General features: G+C 65.5%; 2 protein-coding genes. Both read right to left on the bottom strand.

Annotated elements, in window-relative coordinates:
• Positions 1-233 precede the first annotated feature (233 nt).
• A complete protein-coding gene (locus tag IB266_RS07820) occupies positions 234-13817 on the bottom strand; it encodes a non-ribosomal peptide synthetase (protein ID WP_192260806.1) in 13584 nt (4527 codons plus the stop codon).
• A 4-nt stretch (positions 13818-13821) separates the two neighbouring features.
• Positions 13822-19697: non-ribosomal peptide synthetase (locus IB266_RS07825; protein WP_192260807.1), on the bottom strand; the 5876-nt coding region annotated here is incomplete at its 5' end.

Consider the following 19697-nt stretch of genomic DNA (forward strand, 5'->3'; position numbering starts at 1 on the left):
ATCGCGAGCAAGCTCGCTCCCACAAGGGGGCCTGTGGTGAATTCAAGCTTCATGAACACCTTGGTTTCCTTTGGTGAATGCAGGCTTCATGAACACCTTGGTTTCCTGTGGTGAATGCAAGCTCCGTGAACACCTCGAATCCCCTGTGGGAGCGAGCTTGCTCGCGATGACGATGGATCAGCCTCCACACCTCGGGCTGCCCAGCGAATTGCTCGCGGGACAGCCCGGGGCTGTCATGACACCGTGGCGGTTTTCAAGGCCTGGGAAATCGCCTCGCCCAGCCGGGCTACATGGGGCGCCTTGACCAGTGTGTTGTGGGTGCCGGGCAGGGCCGTCACGTTCACCTGATCCTGCAGCAACGCACGCCAGCCCAGGGTCGGGTCGCTGCGTTGCTGATCTTTTGCAGTGAACAACGACACCGTGAGCGGGCTGGCCGGACTGACGTAGCTGCCGATAGCCAGCCGCGTGGCATAGGCAACGCCCAAGTGCGTGCGCAGCAGGGCAGCGTCGATGTCATCGGGCAACTCCTCCGGTAGCAGGCGATGGGTCATGCACAGTGTCAGCATCGCCTCGATGGCAGAGTCTTCCGCCAGCGCCGTCAGTTGCCGGAGCAGATCAGGGTCGATCCCCTCGGGTAGCCAGGCCATCAGGAACTGCGCTTCACTGATCGATGGCTCGGGCACCGGGTCCGGACGGGTCGACGTATCGATGATGCCGAGGAACTCTATGGCCTCACCGCCGGCCTGCAGTTGACGGGCCATTTCATAGGCGATCAGGCCACCGGCCGACCACCCGGCGATCCGGTACGGACCTTGCGGCTGGACCTGGCGGATGGCCGTCAGGTAACGCGTTGCAATGGCCGGCACATCGGACAGCGGGGCCTCGCCCGCCACCAAGCCACTGGCGGCCAAGCCATAGACCGGTATCTGGGGATCGAGCGTTGGCGCCAGGTCCCGCGCATATTGCACTTCACCGCCCAGGGGATGGACCAGATACAGCGGTCGCTGGGAGCCGGTGCGGCGGATCGGCACCAGATTGCGCTGGACGCCGGGCCGGGACTGGCCATCCAGGGTCCTGGCGAAACCGGCAATGGTCGGCTCGACGAACAGGTCCCGCACGGCGATCTGTTTACCGAGGACTTTGCGCAGGCGAGAGGCCATTTGCACCGCCATCAGCGAAATGCCACCGAGGCTGAAGAAGTCGTCGTGGCGGCTGATCCGTTCCTGTTTGAACAGGTCCTGCCAGAGAGCCGCGATGGCGACCTCGGTATCCCCTTGAGGCGCTTCATAAGGCAGCGGCACAGGACCGTCTTCAGCGATGACGGGCTGGACGACGGCAGTGGCCGAGCGCTCCAGCGGCGGCGTGTCATGCAACAACTGGCCGATGGATTGCTGTGCGTCGGTCACCAGGTTTTCCAGGACCTTGGCAAACAATCCGGCGATGTTCTGCACGGTGTGCAGGTCGAACAGGTCGTTGGCGTATTGCAGGCTGCCAGCGATGCGTTCGCCATTGTCGATCAGGGACAGCGACAGGTCGAACTGCGTGGTGTTGTGGGGGCTTGCCAGGGTTTGCACCTCGAGCCCGGGCAACTGCAACGGTGCCGGTGGCGTGTTGTCCAGGCTCAGCATCACCTGGAACAACGGGCTGTGGCTCATGCTGCGAGTCGGTTGCAGGGCGCTCACCACCTGTTCGAAGGGCAGGTCCTGGTGATTGTAGGCGGCCAGGGTCAGGTCCTTGATTTTCCCCAGCAGCTCGTCGATGCGGGTATCACGCTCGGTGGAGACTCTCAACGCCAGGGTGTTGGCGAAGAAACCGATCAACGCCTCCAGCTCCGGACGCTGACGGTTGGCCACCGGCGTGCCGACCACTACATCTGCCTGGCCGCTCAGATGGCTCATCAACACTGACCAGCCCGCCAGCAGCACCATGAACAACGTGGTGCCCCGGGCCTGGCTGAATGCACGCAGATCGGCGCTGAGGGCGGGCGAAAAGCTGCACTCGATGATGCCACCGGTATACCGCTGTATCGCCGGGCGCGGACGATCCAGCGGCAGGTTCAGCAGCACCGGCGCACCTTCCAGGTGTTGCCGCCAGAAGTCGATCTGGGTTTGCAGCGCCGGGCCTTCAAGGGATTGTCGTTGCCAGGCGGCGTAGTCCACGTATTGCAGCGCCAGGGGCGGCAACGGGTCTTTCTGGCCTTGAGTGAAGGCGTTGTAGAGCACGCTGACCTCGCGAGCCAGGACGCTGTTGGACCAGCCATCGGAAACGATGTGATGCAAGGTGATGAACAGCACATGTTCGTCATCGGCCACTTGCACCAGGTGCCCGCGCATCAGTGGTCCGCTGTGCAAGTCGAACAACTGCGTGGCGTTGATCTGGCCGAGGTGCTCTAGCGTGGCCTGGCGTTCAGCGGGGGCGATTGCACGCAGGTCCTGCTGCTCCAGGCGGAAACCGTAGTCGGCCGGGGCGATTTTTTGCAGTGGTTCGTCGTCCACCAATTCGAATCGCGTGCGCAAGGTTTCGTGGCGCGCCACCAGGCGGTCGAGGGTCGCTTGCAGCGCAGCCTTGTCCAACGCCCCCTTCAGGCTCAAGGCCAGGGGCAGGTGATAGGCCGCACCGGCCGCGTGGTCCAGATGATCGAGGAACCACAACCGCTGTTGCGAAAAGGACAATGGCAGTCGTCCCGCGCGATTGGCCAAGGGAATCGACACAGTCTCGGTGGGCGATGCAGCGTGCACCAGGGCGGCGAGGCCACGCACGGTCGGCGCGTCGAACAGTTCGCGCAAGGTCACCCGTGCACCCAGCTTGCGTCGCAGTCGCGAGAGCAACTGTACGGCGAGCAGCGAATGGCCGCCCAGCTCGAGGAAGCCGTCGTGACGGCCAACCTGATCCAGATGCAGCAATCCTTTCCAGATCTCGGCAATGGCGATTTCAGTGTCGCCCTGGGGCGCCTCATAGGTTTTGCTGGCCAGGGATTCCTGGCCGGGCGCCGGCAGGGCGCGACGGTCGAGCTTGCCGTTGGCGGTCAGGGGCAGGGCATCGAGGTGTACGAACGCGCTGGGCACCATGTATTCGGGCAGGCCGCTCAGCAACGCGCTGCGCAGTTGCTCGGCTGGGACCGGTTCGCCGCAGACATAGGCGACCAGGCGCTTGCTGTCCGAATCGCCCTGGCTGTCATCCCGCGCAATGACCACGGCCTCGCGGATACCTGGATAGGCCACCAGGGCATTCTCAATCTCGCCCAACTCGATACGGAACCCACGAATCTTCACCTGGAAGTCATTGCGCCCCAGGTATTCCAGCGTACCGTCGGCCAGCCAGCGACCGAGGTCGCCGGTCTTGTACAGCCGTGCGTCAGGTTCGCGGCTGAACGGGTCAGCGATGAAACGTTCGGCGCTCAGCTCCGGCCGGTTCAGGTAACCCCGGGCCACGCCGGCGCCGCCGATGTGCAGCTCACCGGCCACGCCCAACGGCGTAGGTTGGCCGTGGGTGTCGAGCACGTGCACCTGGACGTTGGCAATCGGCCGACCAATGCTCGGACGCTCGCCCAGGTCACGGATCAGGTCGATGGTGGCGTCCACCGTGCATTCGGTCGGGCCGTACATGTTGTAGAAGCGGATGCTCGGGCAGTTGCGCAGTTTCTCCCAGGTCGCGGCGTTGATCGCCTCGCCGCCAAGCAGCACGCTGACGGGCTGGTAGCTTTGGCGTTCCAGCAGGCCGGCGGTGAGCAGGGTGTCGAGCTGCGACGGCGTCGAGTCGAAGGCATGCACTTGATGCTGTTCGAGGAAGTCCAGCAACTCGTGGCCGCTGGCGCGGATCAGTTGCGGGATGATCACCAGCCGATGACCGGAGAACAGCTGCGCGATGCCCTTGATCGACATGTCGAAGAAGAACCCGGCATTCAGCGCCACGGTGGCCGGGGCTGGGCAATGCTGGTGGGTGGTGCGGGTCAGCACCTGCCAGAAGTTGAACACCGAGCGGTGCTCGACCATCACGCCCTTGGACTGGCCGGTGGAGCCGGAGGTGTAGATCACATAGGCCAGATGTTCGGCCGTAAGGCCCGATACCTGCGGGTTCATATCGAGCGTCGCATCGTCCGCCGCTCGCAGCGATTCGCTGGTATCGAGCAAGAACACCGGTAGATCCCCGGATGGCAAGGTGAGCGCCGATTGGGTCAACAGTGCCCGAGGCTGACTGTCCTGGAGCATGAACGCCATGCGCTCGGCCGGATGGGCCGGATCGATGGGCACGTAGGCCGCGCCAGCCTTGAGCACGCCCAACAGGCCGACGATCATGTCCAGGCTGCGTTCGGCACAGATCGCCACGCGCTGATCGGGTTCGACGCCCAGTTCGAGCAACTGCCGAGCCAGGTGGTTGGCGCGACGGTTGAGTTGGCGGTAGGTCAGTTGTTGGTTTTCGCAGACCAGGGCCACGGCGTCGGGGTTGGCCTGGACCTGGGCTTCGAACAGGTGCTGGATCGGTTGCGCCGTGCCGAAATCCGTGGCGGTGTGGTTGAAGTCCGCCAGCAGCAATTGCCGCTCGGTGTCGGGGAGCACGTCCAGATCGCTGGCGAGGCGCTCGGGGGCTTGTTCAAGGGCTTCGACCAGCGCGGCGACGGCCTGGGCGAGGTAGGCGGCGATGCGTTGCGGGTCGATGCCGGTGATGGATTGGGCGGTCAGGGAGAAGCCGCTGCCCACATTCGCCACGGCAATTTCAATGGGGTAATTGGTGCGGGTTTCGGAGGCGATGAAGTGCATGCCTTCGTGGCTGCCCATGTCTGCGACGTTTTCCCCGGACGCGTTCACCAGGTCGCCATGGCGGCAGTTGAGGATCACGGTGAACAGTGGCAGCGAGGTATCCACGGCACTGCAACGCTGGGCCAGGGCCAGGGATGCCTGTTCGTGGGTCAGTAGCTCACTGAGCTGCTGGTAGGCGTCGCGGACAATGTCGCTGACGGTGTTCTGCTGCAAGCGAATGCGCATCGGCAAGGTGTTGATGAACATCCCCAGTGCATGGTCGGCCCCGGCGGTACCTTGGGAACGCCCCGACAACACCGTGCCGAAAATCCCGTCGTCGCGCCCGCTGGTGGCCGCGACGACCAGGCCCCAGGCCGCATGGAACAGCACCGAGGTCGGGACCCCTTGAGTGCGTGCGGTTCGATACACCTGGGCGCTGAGATCGTCGCTCAAGTGTTTCACCGCACGCTTGATCCCCGCACCGTTGCCCCGTACATCGAGCACACCATAAGGCGCGGTGGTGGCATCCACATCGGCCAGCAAGCGTCGGAAGTAGGCTTCGTGACCGGCCTGGGACACGCTGGCGGCCTGGGCGATGAAGTTTCGGTACGGCTGGGACGGCGGCAGGCTGTCGGCCTGGCCGGCCATGACGGCCTGGATCTCCAGCATGATCAGGCGCAAGGTCACGTTATCGCTGATCAAGTGATGGTCGAGCAATGCCAGCAGCCATTGTGCCCGGGGCTCGTCGTAGATGACGTACGCTGCGATCAACGGGGCCCGTTGCAGGTCCAGTCGTAGATGATGCGTGTCCGTATGGTCCCGGAGAATCTGCAAGGCGTCTTCGCCGGGCAAGCAGTCCAAGGTCATGACGGGCAGTTGCGCCTGGCGATGAACGACCTGCACCGGCTGCGACAAGCCGTGCCAGCGCAACGCGGTACGCAGGATGTCGTGGCGGTCGATCACCACCTGTACGGCGGCCAGGAAGTCGTCGAGCACCTGGCGACGATCGAACGTCACCACGGTACGCATCAGGTAGGCGTCGCCTTCGGCCTGCAACAAGTGGTGGAACAGAATGCCTTCCTGCAACGATGACAGGGGGTAGATGTCTTGCACATTGCCGGTGCCACCGGGGACGTCGGCGACGATTTGCTCGATTTCCTGTTGGCCCAGGGTCACCAGCGGCAACATCTCTGGGACGATCGCCGTGCAATCGGCGGGGATCAGGTTCGCGGGGACCTCCTGTTGGGTGGTGCCGCCACCGGCGAGGACGGCCGCCATGGCTTTGAGTGTCGGCGCAGAGAAGACCGTGCGCACATCCAGTTGCAAACCCGCTTGACGCAGGTGCTCGATCAGGCTGATGACCAGGAACGAGTGGCCGCCGAGTTCGAAAAAGTGATCCTGACGGCCCACTCGTTCAACCCCAAGCAACGTCTGCCAGGCGCTGGCCAGGATCACTTCGATCTCCCCCAGCGGTGCTTCGTAGTGCTGGTTCGCGGTGGCAGACAAGTCCGGTGTCGGCAGGGCTGCGCGGTCGAGCTTACCGTTGGTGGTCAGTGGCCAGGCCTCCAGGGTCACGAAAGCACTGGGCACCATATGTTCGGCCAGTACGCTGGCCAGCTGGCTGCGCAAGGCCGAGGAGTCCGGGGCAGTCCCTTCATGGGCGATCAGGTAGGCCACCAGGCGTTTGTCGCCGGGGCGGTCTTCACGCACGATCACCAGCGCCTCGCGGACATCGGCGCAATCGAGCAGTTGCGCTTCGATTTCCCCCAGCTCGATACGGAAGCCGCGGATCTTGATCTGCGAGTCGTTGCGGCCCACGTAGACCACGCCGCCATCGGCGCGGTAGCGAGCGATGTCGCCGGTGCGATACAACCTTGCGCCGGGCTCCACGGCGAACGGATCGCGGATGAACCGTTCGGCATTCAGCACGTCGCGATTGAGGTAATGCCGGGCCACACCGGCACCGCCGATGTAGATCTCGCCATTGACCCCTACCGGCACCGGTTGCCGGTACTCGTCGAGAATACGCAGGCACAGGTCAGGCAGTGGTGGGCCGATCAGGCTTGGCGTGCCGGTGTCGATTTCCACCTGGCTGATCGGGTAGTAAGTGGCGTGCACAGTGATTTCGGTGATCCCGTACATATTGACCAGACGGGTACGGGCCAACGTTGTGCGTGCGGTCCAGGGGCGCAGGCTGCGGAAATCCAGCGCTTCGCCGCCGAAGATCACTTCGCGCAGGGTATGCTCCTGGTCGCTGCGCTCGCGGGCCTCGATGAACTGGCGGAAGGCGCTCGGCGTCTGGTTCAGGATCGTGACGCGCTGCTGGCAGACCAGGGCATAGAAATCATCGGGGGAACGGGCCACGTCGCTCGGGACGATCACCAACTTGCCGCCGTAACTCAATGCGCCCCAGATTTCCCAGACCGAGAAGTCAAAGGCAAAGGAGTGGAACAGCGTCCACACGTCGTTTTGGTCGAAGTCGAACAACCCGGCGGTGGCATCGAACAGCCGTGCGACATTGCCGTGCTCCACCAGCACGCCCTTGGGCAGCCCGGTGGACCCCGAGGTGTAGATGACGTAGGCCAGGTGCCGCGGCGTCAGGCCCAGCGCCCTGGCTTCAAGGTTGTGGTCCAGGGACACGTCTGTCAGGTCGTCTGTGGCGACGTAATCCTTGAGGTGCACCACCGGCACGGCATGCTCGGGCAGCACGGCGAGGCAGTCAGGCTGGGCCAGCAAGGCCACCGGGGTGCTGTCGTCGAGCAGGTAGCCGAGGCGTTCGCTGGGGTAGGCCGGATCCAGTGGCACGTAGGCGGCACCGGCCTTGAGCACGGCCAGCACCGCGCAGACCATTTCCACCCCGCGGCGGGCCAGGATCGCTACCCGGTCATCGGGCCGTACGCCTTGGGCGAGCAGTTCACGGGCGATGCGGTTGGCGCGGCGGTTGAGTGCCTGATAGCTCAGTTCGCGTTCGCCCAGGACCAGGGCGGTGGCGTGGGGCTGGGCGGCGGCGACCTGTTCGAAGCGTTGATGAATCAGCAGTTGCGCCGCGAACACGGCTTTGGGCGGCAGCGTCGCCGGTGAGGCCTGGCGCTGTGCCGGGGTGAGCAGCGGCAGGGCGAGCACCGGCTGTGCGGGGTCCTCGATCATGGCCTCAAGCAGGGTCTGGAAGTGCTGGGCGAAGCGTTCCACGGTGCGATGGTCGAACAGGTCGCTGGCGTATTCGATCACGCCGCCCAGCGTGCCACCGTCATCGTCCAGTGTCAGCATCAGGTCGAACTGCGAGGTTTCATGGGCCTGGGCCACGGGGACCAGGGTCAGGCCGGGCAGGCTCAGTTCAACGCCGCCAGGGGTATTGTTGAGCGACAGGGCGACCTGGCACAGCGGGTTGTGGCTCAGGGAGCGCGGTGGTTGCAAGGCTTCGATGACTTGCTCGAAAGGAATGTCCTGATGTTCGTGGGCCGCCAGGGCGGTTTGTTTGATCTGCTCCAGCAACTGCGCCACGCTCGGGTTTTGCCCAAGGTCTACCCGCAGGGCCAGGGTGTTGACGAAGAAGCCGATCAGGTTTTCGGTTTCGGTGCGGCCACGGTTGGCCGTCGGTACGCCGATCACGACGTCTGGTTCGTTGCCCAGGCGTGCCATGAGGACCGACCAGGCACTGAGCAACGCCATGAACAGGGTAACGTTGTGTGCCTGGCAAAAACGTTCCAGGCGTTCGCGCAACGGCGCAGCGATGTTCACCTTGACGTCGCCACCCCGGTAGCTTTGTACCGCCGGGCGCGGGCGATCGGTGGGCAAGGACAACAGCGCCGGCGCGCCGCCAAGCTGCTCACGCCAGAAGTCGGCCTGGTCGCTCAAGCGCTCGCTGTCGAGGACCTGGCGCTGCCAGGCGGCGTAATCGGCATATTGAATCGACAGCGCGGGCAGCGGATCGGCCTGGTGTTGACTGAAGGCCCGATAAAGAGCGGCGAACTCCTTGACCAGGACACCCATCGACCAACCGTCGGAGATGATGTGATGCTGGGTGATGAGCAGAATGTGTTCGTCGTCGGCCAGGCGCAACAGCCGCCCACGAATCAGCGGCCCCTGGCGCAGATCGAACGGCGCCGCGGCCTCGCTGTCGGCGATGCGAGAGGCGCTGATGCTGGCCTGCTCATAAGGCAGGCTGCGCAAATCCTGCTCGGCCAAGGCAAAGCCGCAGTCTGCCGGGGCAATGATCTGCACCGGTTGTTCGCCATGACGATCGAAGGTGGTCCGCAGGCTTTCGTGACGCGCCACCAAGCGGTCGAGGACAGCCTTGAGCACGGCGTGGTCGAGATCGCCGCGCAGCAGCAACGACGCGGGCATGTGGTAAGCGGTGCTGGCGTTTGCATCGAGTTGGTCGAGAAACCACAGGCGTTGCTGGGAAAACGACAGCGCCAATGGTGCGGTGCGGTCGGCGATGCCGATGGTCTCGGTGCTGACGGTTTGCAGGTCGCCGACGACCCGCGCCAGTTCCTCCACGGTGGGATGACTGAACAGTTCACGCAGCATCAGTTCGCCGCCCAACTGTTGCCGCACCCGGGAAACCAGTTGCGCGGCCAGCAGCGAGTGCCCGCCCAATTCAAAGAAGCTGTCACTGCGGCCCACGCGTTCCAGACCCAGCAACTCTTGGAAAATCTGCGCCAGGGCCACTTCGACGGCACCTTCGGGCGCGGCATAACCGCGCTCGGACATGGCGTCCAGGTCCGGGGCCGGCAGTGCGTCCTGGTCCAGCTTGCCGTTGGCGGTGAGCGGGTAGGCCTGCAGACTGACAAAGGCACTCGGAATCATGTAGTCGGGCAGGGTCGCCCCCAACTGCTTGCGCAATGCCGCCACTTGCAGCACCGCGCCCGTCTCAGGGATCAGGTAGGCGATCAGGCGCTTGCCTTGGCTCGCGTCCTCGCGGGCCAATACCCGCGCTTCACGCACGCAGTCACAGGCCAGCAGCTTGGCTTCGATCTCCCCCAGTTCGATGCGGAAACCGCGAATCTTCACTTGGGCGTCGATCCGGCCCAGGTGAACGATTTCACCATTGTCCAGCAGCTTGCCCAGGTCTCCTGAGCGATACAGCCGCTCGCCGGGCCGGAACGGGTCGCTAATGAAGCGTTCGGCGCTCAAGGCCGGACGGTTCAGGTAGCCACGGCCCACACCCAGCCCGCCGACGCAGATTTCACCGGCCACACCCACCGGCAGCAGCCGTTGACGGGCGTCGAGCACGTAGGCCACGGTGGTCGGAATCGGCCGCCCGACATTGGAGACGCCGGCGGCGATGTCCGCCGCGCCAATGGCCTTGTAGGTCACGTGCACGCAGGTTTCGGTGATGCCGTACATGTTCACCAGCGCCACATGCCCGAAGGCACGGTGGAAGGCGTCGAGCTTGCCCAGTTCCAGGCTTTCCCCGCCGAAAATCACATAGCGCAAATGTTCCAGGCCCATCTGCGGCGTCGCCAGGGCTGCGGCGCTCAGTTGCAGGAACGCCGACGGTGTCTGGTTCAGCACCGTCACCTGTTCGCTTTCAAGGAAACCCAGCAGTTCCACCGGATCGCGGCGCAGGGCCTCGGGCACCAGGCTCAGGCGTGCGCCGTAGAGCAGGGCGCCGAAGATTTCCCAGACCGAGAAATCGAAGGCATTGGAGTGGAACAGCGACCAGACATCGTCGGCGCTGAACTGGAAGTCCAGTCGATTGTTGTGCAGCAGGCGCACGACGTTGCGGTGTTCGAGCAACGCACCTTTGGGTTCCCCGGTGGAGCCTGAGGTGTAGATCACGTAGCAGAGGTGGTCCGCGGCACTGAAGTTGGGCAGGTTGGCGGCGCTGACGCCGCTGTCCGTGACGGCATCGAAGACTTCGATGCCGAGGGCCTGCAGCGCCGGACTCATGTCCTGGCGGGCGATGGCCTTGCGGGCGCCGCTGTCGCGCAGCACATAGGCGATGCGCTCCTGGGGCGAGTTCGGGTCGATGGGCACGTAGGCACCGCCGGCCTTGAGCACCGCCAGGGTGGCGACGATCATCTGTACCGAGCGATCCAGGGCGATGGCCACCAGTTCCTGGGGCTGCACGCCGGCCGCTCGCAGGCGGTGGGCGAGGCGGTTGGCCTGTTCGTTGAGCTGTCGATAGCTCAGGCGCTCCAGGCCCAGATTGACCGCGATGCGGTCCGGGTACTGACGCACCTGTTCTTCGAAGAGCTGATGCAGGGTCAGGGTCTCGGGCCAGGCCGCTTCGCTGTCGTTGAAGTCGAGGATCTGTCGCTGGCGTTCGGCGGCATCCAGCAGCGGGACGTCGTCGACCCGCTGCTGCGAATCCTCGACAAAAGCTTCCAGCAGGCGCACGTAATGGCGCATCAGCTGCTGGATGAATTCGGTGTCGAAGAATTCCGCGTTGTACGCCAGGTGTCCGGCCCAGTGTGATTCATCGGCCGTGATCAGCAGGTGCAGGTCGTTCTTGCCATAACCCAGGTTGGTTTCCAGGGTATTGACCGCCAGGCCCGCCACCAGCGTGTCGTGGTCGGTGGTGCGCTGGAAATTGAAGAGCACGTCGAACAGCGCGGTGCGGCTCATGTCCTTGGCCGGGTTGAGGGCCAGCACCAATTGGTCGAACTGCATGTGCCGGTGGCGCAGGCCCTCGGTCAGGTTGTTGGCGGTCTGCTCCCAAAGCTGTTGCAAAGTGGTGTCGCTGTCGCACAGGCCACGCATGACCAGCAGATTGTCCAGCGGCCCGACGACATCCCGCAAGGCCGGCTCACGGCAGGCGGCCGTGGTGCCGATCACCAGTTCATCGTGGCCGGCGTAGCGGCGCAACAGGGCGGTGAATGCGCTCAGGGCCAGGCTGTCGCTGCTCACGCCGACTTCCCGGGCCAGTGCTTCGAGGCGCCGCGCCAGCGCCGGTTCGAGGGTGAAACCGTGGGTGGCTTCGGCAAACACATGCACCGCCGCCCGGGGTCGATTCAGGGGCAGCTCCAGGGCTTGCAGCTTGCCGCGCAGTTGATAGGCCCAATAGGCCCGCAGGTTTTCCAGCGCGGTGGCTGGCAGGTTGCGTTGCCAGGCGGCAAAGTCGCCATAGCCCAGCGGCAATGCCGGCAGGTCGGCGCTGCGCTCGGCGCAGGCGGCTTCGTAGAGGGCCAGCAGGTCGCGCTTGAGCAACTGCATGGCGCTGCGGTCGGCCAGCAGATGGTGCACGGCGATGGCCAGGATCCCATGCTGATCGCTTGCCCGTACCAGGCTGGCCCGTACCAGGCTGCCGCCGTCCATGTTCAACGGGCGACGGGTCGCGGCCAGGGCCTGGCCCGGCAAGTCGTCGGGGTTGCCCTGGATCAGTTCGAGCGTCAGGCTGGCCGGGCCGTCGAAGTGTTGCCAGGCCCGGCTACCGTCGCTCAATACCCGGCAGCGCAGGATGTCGTGGCGGGCCAGCAAGCCGTCGAGGGCGGTTTGCAGGGCCGGGTGATTGATCTCACCGGTCAACTCCAGCAGCAACGCAATGTTGTGATAGACCGGATTGGCGTCGTACAGGTAGCCGGTTTCGAAGGTATCGACGAACCACAGCCGCTCCTGGTGATAGGACAGCGGGGTCTGTCCTGGCCCGGAGACTTGTGCGGTGACCTCGGGCAAGGCTTGGGGCGGGTCCAGTTCCAGGGCTCCGATACGGGTGTCGGGGGCGTCGGTAAAGCAGTGCAACAGGCGCTCGAAGCGCGCGGCGAGGCGTTCGATGGTGGCGGCGTCGAACAGCGCGGTGGAATACGACAGGCTGCAGGACAGGCTCGGGCCGCCTTCGTCGATGTGCAGGGACAGGTCGTGCTGGGTGTTGTCCTTGCGCGAGGGCAGGAACTCCAGGTTCAGCCCCGGCAACTGCAACTGGCCCCCGGCACCGGCGGCATTGGTGTAGAGCATGGTCTGGAACACGGGGCTGTAGCTGGCGCTGCGCGCAGGCTTGAGGGCCTCGACCACCAGTTCGAATGGGGTGTCCTGCTGGGTGGAGGATTCCAGCATCAATTGCTTGACCTGCTGCAGTACCTGGTCAAGGGTCGGGTTGGCTTCCAGGCGCACGCGCAGGGCCAGGGTGTTGACGAAGAACCCGATCAGCGCCTGTACGTCGTGGCGGTCGCGGTTGGCGGCGACGGTACCGATCACCAGGTCCTGTTGACCGCTGATGCGGGCCAGCAAGACCGCCCAGGCAGCCATCAAGGTCATGAACGGCGTCGCGGCGCGGGACTGGGCGAACTGGACGATGGCGGCGGACAACGACGCCGGCAGGTCGAAGCCCAGGGTTTCGCCGCGGTAGCTCTGGACCGCCGGGCGCGCCCGGTCGGTCGGCAATGAAAGCAGCGCCGGGGCACCGGCCAGGTGGGCGCGCCAGAATTCCACTTGTCGCTCCAGGCGCTCGCCTTCCAGGTGCTGGCGCTGCCAGGCCGCGTAGTCGGCGTACTGCCGGGTCAGCGGCGGCAGCGGGTCGGGCTGCCCGGCGCTGAATGCCTGATACAAGCTCGCGAATTCCTTGACCAGGATGCCAATGGACCAGCCGTCGGAGATGATGTGGTGCTGGGTGATCAGCAGCCTGTGCTCATCGTCGGCCAGGCGGAGCAGGGTGCCGCGGATCAACGGCCCGCGCAGCAGGTCGAACGGCGCCGCGGCGGCGTTTTCGCTCAGGTGGGCGGCCTCGGTTGCGGCTTGGTCCCGGGGCAGGTGTCGCAAGTCATGGGTCACGAGGCTGAAGCCGCAATCGGCCGGGGCGATGACTTGCACCGGCTGTTCGCCCTCGCGGCGGAAAGTGGTGCGCAGACTTTCATGCCGCGCCACCAGGCGATCGAGGGCGGCCGTGAGGGCGGCCTGGTCGAGGGCACCTTGCAGCAACAACGAGGCGGGTATGTGGTAGGCGGCGCTGGCGGTCGGGTCCAACTGGTCGAGAAACCACAGCCGCTGCTGGGCGAAGGACAGCGCCAACGGCGCGGTGCGGTCGACGCAGGGCATGTCGTCGGCAACGGTTTCGATGACGCGCGTCGCGCCACGTTGCTTGAGCAGTCGCAGCAGGGCGGCACGTTTCAACTGGTCGAGACTATCGTTATGTTCGTTCAATTTATTAAGCATCCTTGGAGACGATAGCGAGCAGTTCGCTTTCAGACAGCGAAGCCATTTCTTGTTGCAGGTCGAGCAAATCATCTGACTCGTATTGCGCCAGTTGCAGGGTGTTGATCAGGTCGGCCAGGGCCAGCAGCGAGGGGTGTTCGAACACGCCCCTGAGCGGCATTTCGACGCCGAAGATTTCCCGCGCCCGGAGCGTGACTTGCACCGCCAGCAGCGAGTGACCGCCGAGTTCGAAGAAGTCGTCGTGCCGGCCGATCCGTTCCAGGCCCAGCAAGTCGGCCCAGAGCTGTGCCAGCAGCGTCTCGGTTTCACCGTTGGGCGCTTCGTACTGGCGACGGGCAAAGTCTTCATTGCCGGGCGCGGGCAGGGCGCGCCGGTCCAGCTTGCCATTGGGGCTCAACGGCAACCGCTCGACCACCACGAACGCCGCCGGGACCATGTAGTCCGGCAACTGCGAAGTCAGGTAAGGCCGTAGCGTGCTGCTGGCATTACGGCCAGCCAGGTGCGGCTCGACGCTCAGGTAAGCCACCAGGCGCGTCGCCCCCGGGGTGTCTTCGCGAGCGATAACCGCGGCCTCGCGCACCCCCGGCAGGGTCAGCATCAGCGCCTCGATTTCACCGGGCTCGATACGGAAACCGCGGATCTTGACCTGCTGGTCGTTACGCCCGAGGAATTCGATTACCCCATCGGCGCGCAGGCGCACCAGGTCGCCGGTGCGGTACATCCGTGGCTCGTCGCCCGGGGCGAACGGGTCGCTGAGGAAGTGTTCGGCGTTCAGTGCCGCCCGGTCCAGGTAGCCGCGGGCAACCCCTGCGCCGCCCACGTAGAGTTCGCCCGGCACGCCGAACGGTACCGGCTGGCGCTGTTCATCGAGCACGTACAGGCGGCTGTTGGGAATCGCCCGCCCGATGGGCACCGTGCCCAGGTCCGCGGCGGTGCAGCGATGCACCGTGGTCCAGACGGTGGCTTCGGTGGGGCCGTACTCGTTGTACAAAGTGATCGCCGGCTCCAGGGCGGTACATGCCTGCACCAACTGCGCGGGACAGGCTTCGCCGGCGACGATCATCTCTTGCAGGCTGCCGTGCCCGTTACCGCTGGCAAGGCTTGCCAGCACCAGGCGGCCCAGGGACGGCACACACAGCAGCGAAGTGACGGCCTGTTCGCCAATGAAGCGGGCGATGGCCTCGGGGTCGCGGGCGGTTTCGGCATCCGGGATGCACAAGGTGCCGCCACTGACCAGCGTGCCGAAGATCCCGGCCACGGAACTGTCGAAGGCAATCGACGACAAGAGCAGGAAGCGCTTGCCGGTCGCCGGTCCATACACCGTGCCCCGGGCCAGTGTCGAGGTCACCAGGTTGCGGTGCTCGATCATCACGCCCTTGGGCTTGCCGGTGGAGCCGGAGGTGTAGATCACATAGGCCAGGTGCTCAGGCGTCAGGCCGACGCTATCGGGTTGGGGATCGCGGCTATTCGACGGTGTCGCCAGCGCCCGTTCGATGGCCAGGTAGCGAGTGCCTTCCTGCAATGTGCCCACGGCCGCGCGACCGACCGGGTCGGCCAGTAACAGGCGCGGCCTGGCGTCCTCGATAATCGAGGCCAGGCGCTCGGCGGGGTAGGTCGGATCCAGCGGCACGTAGGCGCCCCCGGCCTTCAGGATTCCCAACAAGCCACTGATCATCGCCACGCCGCGTTCGACGCAGATGGCCACCAGGTCCCCCGGCAAGACTCCAGCCGCGATCAACTGCTGGGCGAGGCCATTGGCCTGGGCGTTGAGCTCGGCATAACTGAGGGATTGGCGGCCGTCGAGGGATGCACAAGCGTTTGGCGTGCGGCGAACCTGTTCTTCGAACAGCTGTTGAATGCACAGGCCAGTCGGGTAATCCACCTCGGTCTGGTTAAAGGTGTCCAGCAGCAGGGTGCGCTCCTGGGCAGGCAGCACGTCCAGCTGCGTGAGTGGAACCCGAGGCGTGTACATCAAAGCCTGGGCCAGTTGCTCCAGCGCCCGTTGCATCAGGGCGCAGATGCGCTGCGGGTCCACTGCCTGCACGCTTTGCACGGTCAGGCCCAGGGCATCGCCGTAGTCGTTGACCGACAGGGTCAACGGGTAATTGGTCCGCTCGGCGCTGTCCAGGATGCGCATGCCGGGCCATTGCAGTTGGCTGTCGTCGCGCTGGTGCCGATAGTTGAGCAAGGTGGTGAACAGCGGCAAGGCACTGGGCACGCCACTGCAACGTTGGGCCAGGGCCAGGGAGGCCTGTTCGTGGGTCAGCAGTTCGACCAGGTCTCGATGAGTGGCCAGCACCTGTTCGTGGGCGCCGGCGGTCAGTGGTACGCGCACTGGCAGCGTGTTGATGAACACGCCCAAGGCCCGTTCGGCCCCGGCCGAGCCTTGCAGGCGACCGGCGACCACGGTCCCGAACACCACATCATCGCGGCAGGTGCAGCGGGCCAGCACCTGCGCCCAGGCGACATGGAACAGCGTCGCCGGGGTGATGCCCCGCTCCCGGGCCAGGGCTCGCAGACGCAGGTTGAGCTCGACGCTCAAGGTCACATTGGCTTCCTCGATGTGACGGCCGTCGCCTTGTACCTCCAGCAGATCGAAGGGCGCGGTGGGTGCATCCACATCGGCCAGGCGGCGGCTGAAATAGGCTTCGTGGACGTCGGCGGGGACGGCCTGGGCCTGGGCAATGAAGTCACGATAGGGTTGCGGTGCCGCCAGGCGTTCGCCTTGGTCATGGAGGATCGCGTGGATTTCTTCCAGGACGATTTCCAAGGTCACGTGGTCGCTGGCCATGTGGTGGTTGAGCAGCGCCAGCATCCAGCGCTCGGAATGCGGGTCCTGGGCGATGCAGGCACGCATCAGCGGCGCCTGGCGCAGATCCAGTCGCAGTTGCCGCGGATCGCTCAGGGCTTCGAGCTGGCTGAGCGGGTCCTTGTGGCTGTCGAGGGAAACACTGTGCACCGGCAAGCGCGCCTGGCGCTGTACGACCTGCACCGGTTGAGGCAAACCGTCCCAATGCACGCAGGTGCGCAGGATGTCGTGGCGATCGATCACCTGCTGCAAGGCGGCGGTGAAGGCATCGAGGCGCTGGCGGTTGTCGAACTGCAGCATCGAGCGCACCAGGTAGGCGTCGCCTTCGTGCCCCAGCAGGTGATGGAACAGGATGCCCTGTTGCAGCGGTGCCAGGGGGTAGATGTCCTGGATGTTCGCGGCACCGCCAGGTACGGCGCCGACGATACGTTCGAGTTGGTCCGCGGTCAGCTCCACCAGCGGCAACATGTCCGGGGTCAGGGCGGTGCACGCGGGCGGGATGCGATTGGCCGGTGCCTGGAACGCCGGTTGTGGGGCGTTCGTCAGGGCTTGGGCGAGTTCGGCCAGGGACGTGCTGCTGAAGATCGCCCGGACATCCGCGTGCAAGCCTTGTTCGCGCAGGCGTTCGATCAGGCTGACCGCCATCAGCGAATGGCCGCCCAGCTCGAAGAAGCCGTCATGACGCCCGATGCGCTCGACACCCAGCAGGGCTTGCCAGATCCCGGCAATGATCAGTTCGACGCGGCCCTCAGGCGCCTCGAAGGCCCGGCTGGCATAGGCGTCCTGGTCCGGTTCGGGCAGGGCGCGGCGGTCGAGCTTGCCATTGGGCGTGAGCGGCAAGGTGTCGAGCACGACGAAGGCGCTGGGCACCATGTGCTCGGGCAGGCGCTTGAGCAGTTCGGTGCGCAATTGCCCGGCGGCGGCCGGTTCGCCACACAGGTAGGCAACCAGACGCTGGCCAGACGAGTGCTCGCGAGCGATGACGGCGGCTTCGCGTACACCCGCCAGTGCGGCGAGGGCGGCTTCGATTTCCCCGAGTTCGACCCGCAGGCCGCGGATCTTCACCTGATCGTCATTGCGCCCCAGGTACTGCAAGGTGCCGTCAGGCAGCCAGCGGCCGAGGTCGCCGGTCTTGTACAGGCGTGCGTCGGCCTTGCCGTAGAACGGGTCGGCGATGAAGCGTTCGGCGCTGAGTTGCGGCAGGTTGAGGTAACCGCGGGCCACACCGACACCGCCGATATGGATCTCGCCGGGCACGCCCACTGGCAGCAGTTGCCCGTGGGCGTCCAGCACATGCAATTGCATGTTTCGGACTGGCCGGCCAATGGGGATCGACTGGTGCCGGTAGGTCTCAAGGTCGCTGTCGGCGGTGTACCAGGCGACCACGTCGCTGCACTCGGTCGGCCCGTAGCTGTTGATCACCGTCGGCCGTGGCTGGGCGAGTTTTTCCAGCATGGCGACCTGGATCGGCTCGCCCCCCAGGACCACCCGTTTCAGGCAGGCCAGGGCTTGCCCGTGGTCGGCGTCCACCAGTGCGTGGAAGGCGCTGGGCGACATATTGAGGTGGGTAATCCCGGCCTCGGCGACCTGGGCGACGATGGCCTCGGGGTTGAAGGGTTCGGCGGCCAGGTGCAGCGAGGCCCCGACCATCAGCGGTGCGAGGATGTTTTTCTGGGTCAGGTCGAAGTTGTAGGAGGACGCCAGCAGCACCGCGTCGCCGGCGTGGAAAGCCAGGTCCTCGAGGTACCAGTCCAGCAGGTTGCGCAAGCCGCGATGTTCGACCATCACCCCTTTGGGCAAGCCGGTGGAGCCGGAGGTGTAGATCACGTAGGCCAGGTGACTGAAACCCAGTCCCTTCACCTGAGGGTTGTGGGTGGGGGCCAGGGGCGCGCTGCCCAGTTCCAGCGTCGCCAGGCCTTGTGGCACCGGTAACTCGTCCAGGCCGGGTTGGTGGACCAGGGCCCGCGGCTTGCTGTCGGCCAGCATGTGGGCCAGCCGTTGCGCGGGGTACTGCGGGTCGAGCGGCACATAGGCCGCGCCGGCTTTCAGGATACCCAGCAGGCCGATCAGCATGTGCGGGCCGCGGCGCGCGCACAGGCCGACGGTGTCGTCGGGCTGCACACCCAGTGCGATCAAACCGTGGGCGACGCGGTTGGCCTGGGCGTTGAGTTCGGCATAGCTCAGGGTCTCCCCGGCGCAGACCAGCGCCACGGCGTCCGGGGTGAGGCTCGCCTGGGCCTCGAACACGACGTGAGGGAAGCGGCTCGGGCTTTCGTCCAGAACAGCACTGGCCGGGTTGAAGGTTTCCAACAGTTGCTGGCGCTGCGCGTCATCCAGCAAGGGCAGGGTCGCCAGCGGCTGCGTCGCATCGTCGAGCAGGGCGTCGAGCAGGTGCAGCAAGTGCTGGCCCCAACGGGCGATGGTGCTTTCGTCGAACAGGTCGGTAGCGTATTCGAACTGGCCGCTGATGCAGTCGCCGTCATCGTTGAGGGACAGGCTCACGTCGAACTGGGTGGTGCCGGTGGGCTGGGGCAGTGGGGCCAGGCCCAGGCCAGGCAGTTCCAAGGCCTGGTCGCGGGGGGTGTTACCCAGCACCAGCATGGCCTGGAACAGCGGGCTGTGGCCGAGGCTGCGCTCCGGTTGCAGGGCTTCGACGACTTGCTCGAATGGCAGGTCCTGGTGGCTGTAGGCGTCGAGGGTGGTGGCCTTGATCTGCTCCAGCAACTGGTCGACGCGGCTGTGGGCCTGGACGTCGATGCGCAGGGCCAGGGTGTTGACGAAGAAGCCGATCAACGCCTCGGTTTCCCGGCGTGGGCGGTTGGCGACCGGTGTGCCGACCACCACCTGCGGCTGGTTGCTCAGGCGCGAGAGCAGGATCGACCAGGCGCCGAGCAGGGTCATGAACGGGGTCAGGCCCTGTTGCTGGCTGAAACGGCGCAAGCGGCTGCTCAGCGGCGCGGGCAGTTGCAGGGCCAGCGCGGCGCCTTGGTAGCTTTGCACCTGGGGGCGCGGGTGGTCGCTGGGCAGTTCCAGCAGCGCCGGGGCGCCGTCCAGGTGGA

It is taken from the genome of Pseudomonas sp. Pdm06 (assembly GCF_014851795.1).
Classification (GTDB): Bacteria; Pseudomonadota; Gammaproteobacteria; order Pseudomonadales; family Pseudomonadaceae; genus Aquipseudomonas; species Aquipseudomonas fluorescens_AA.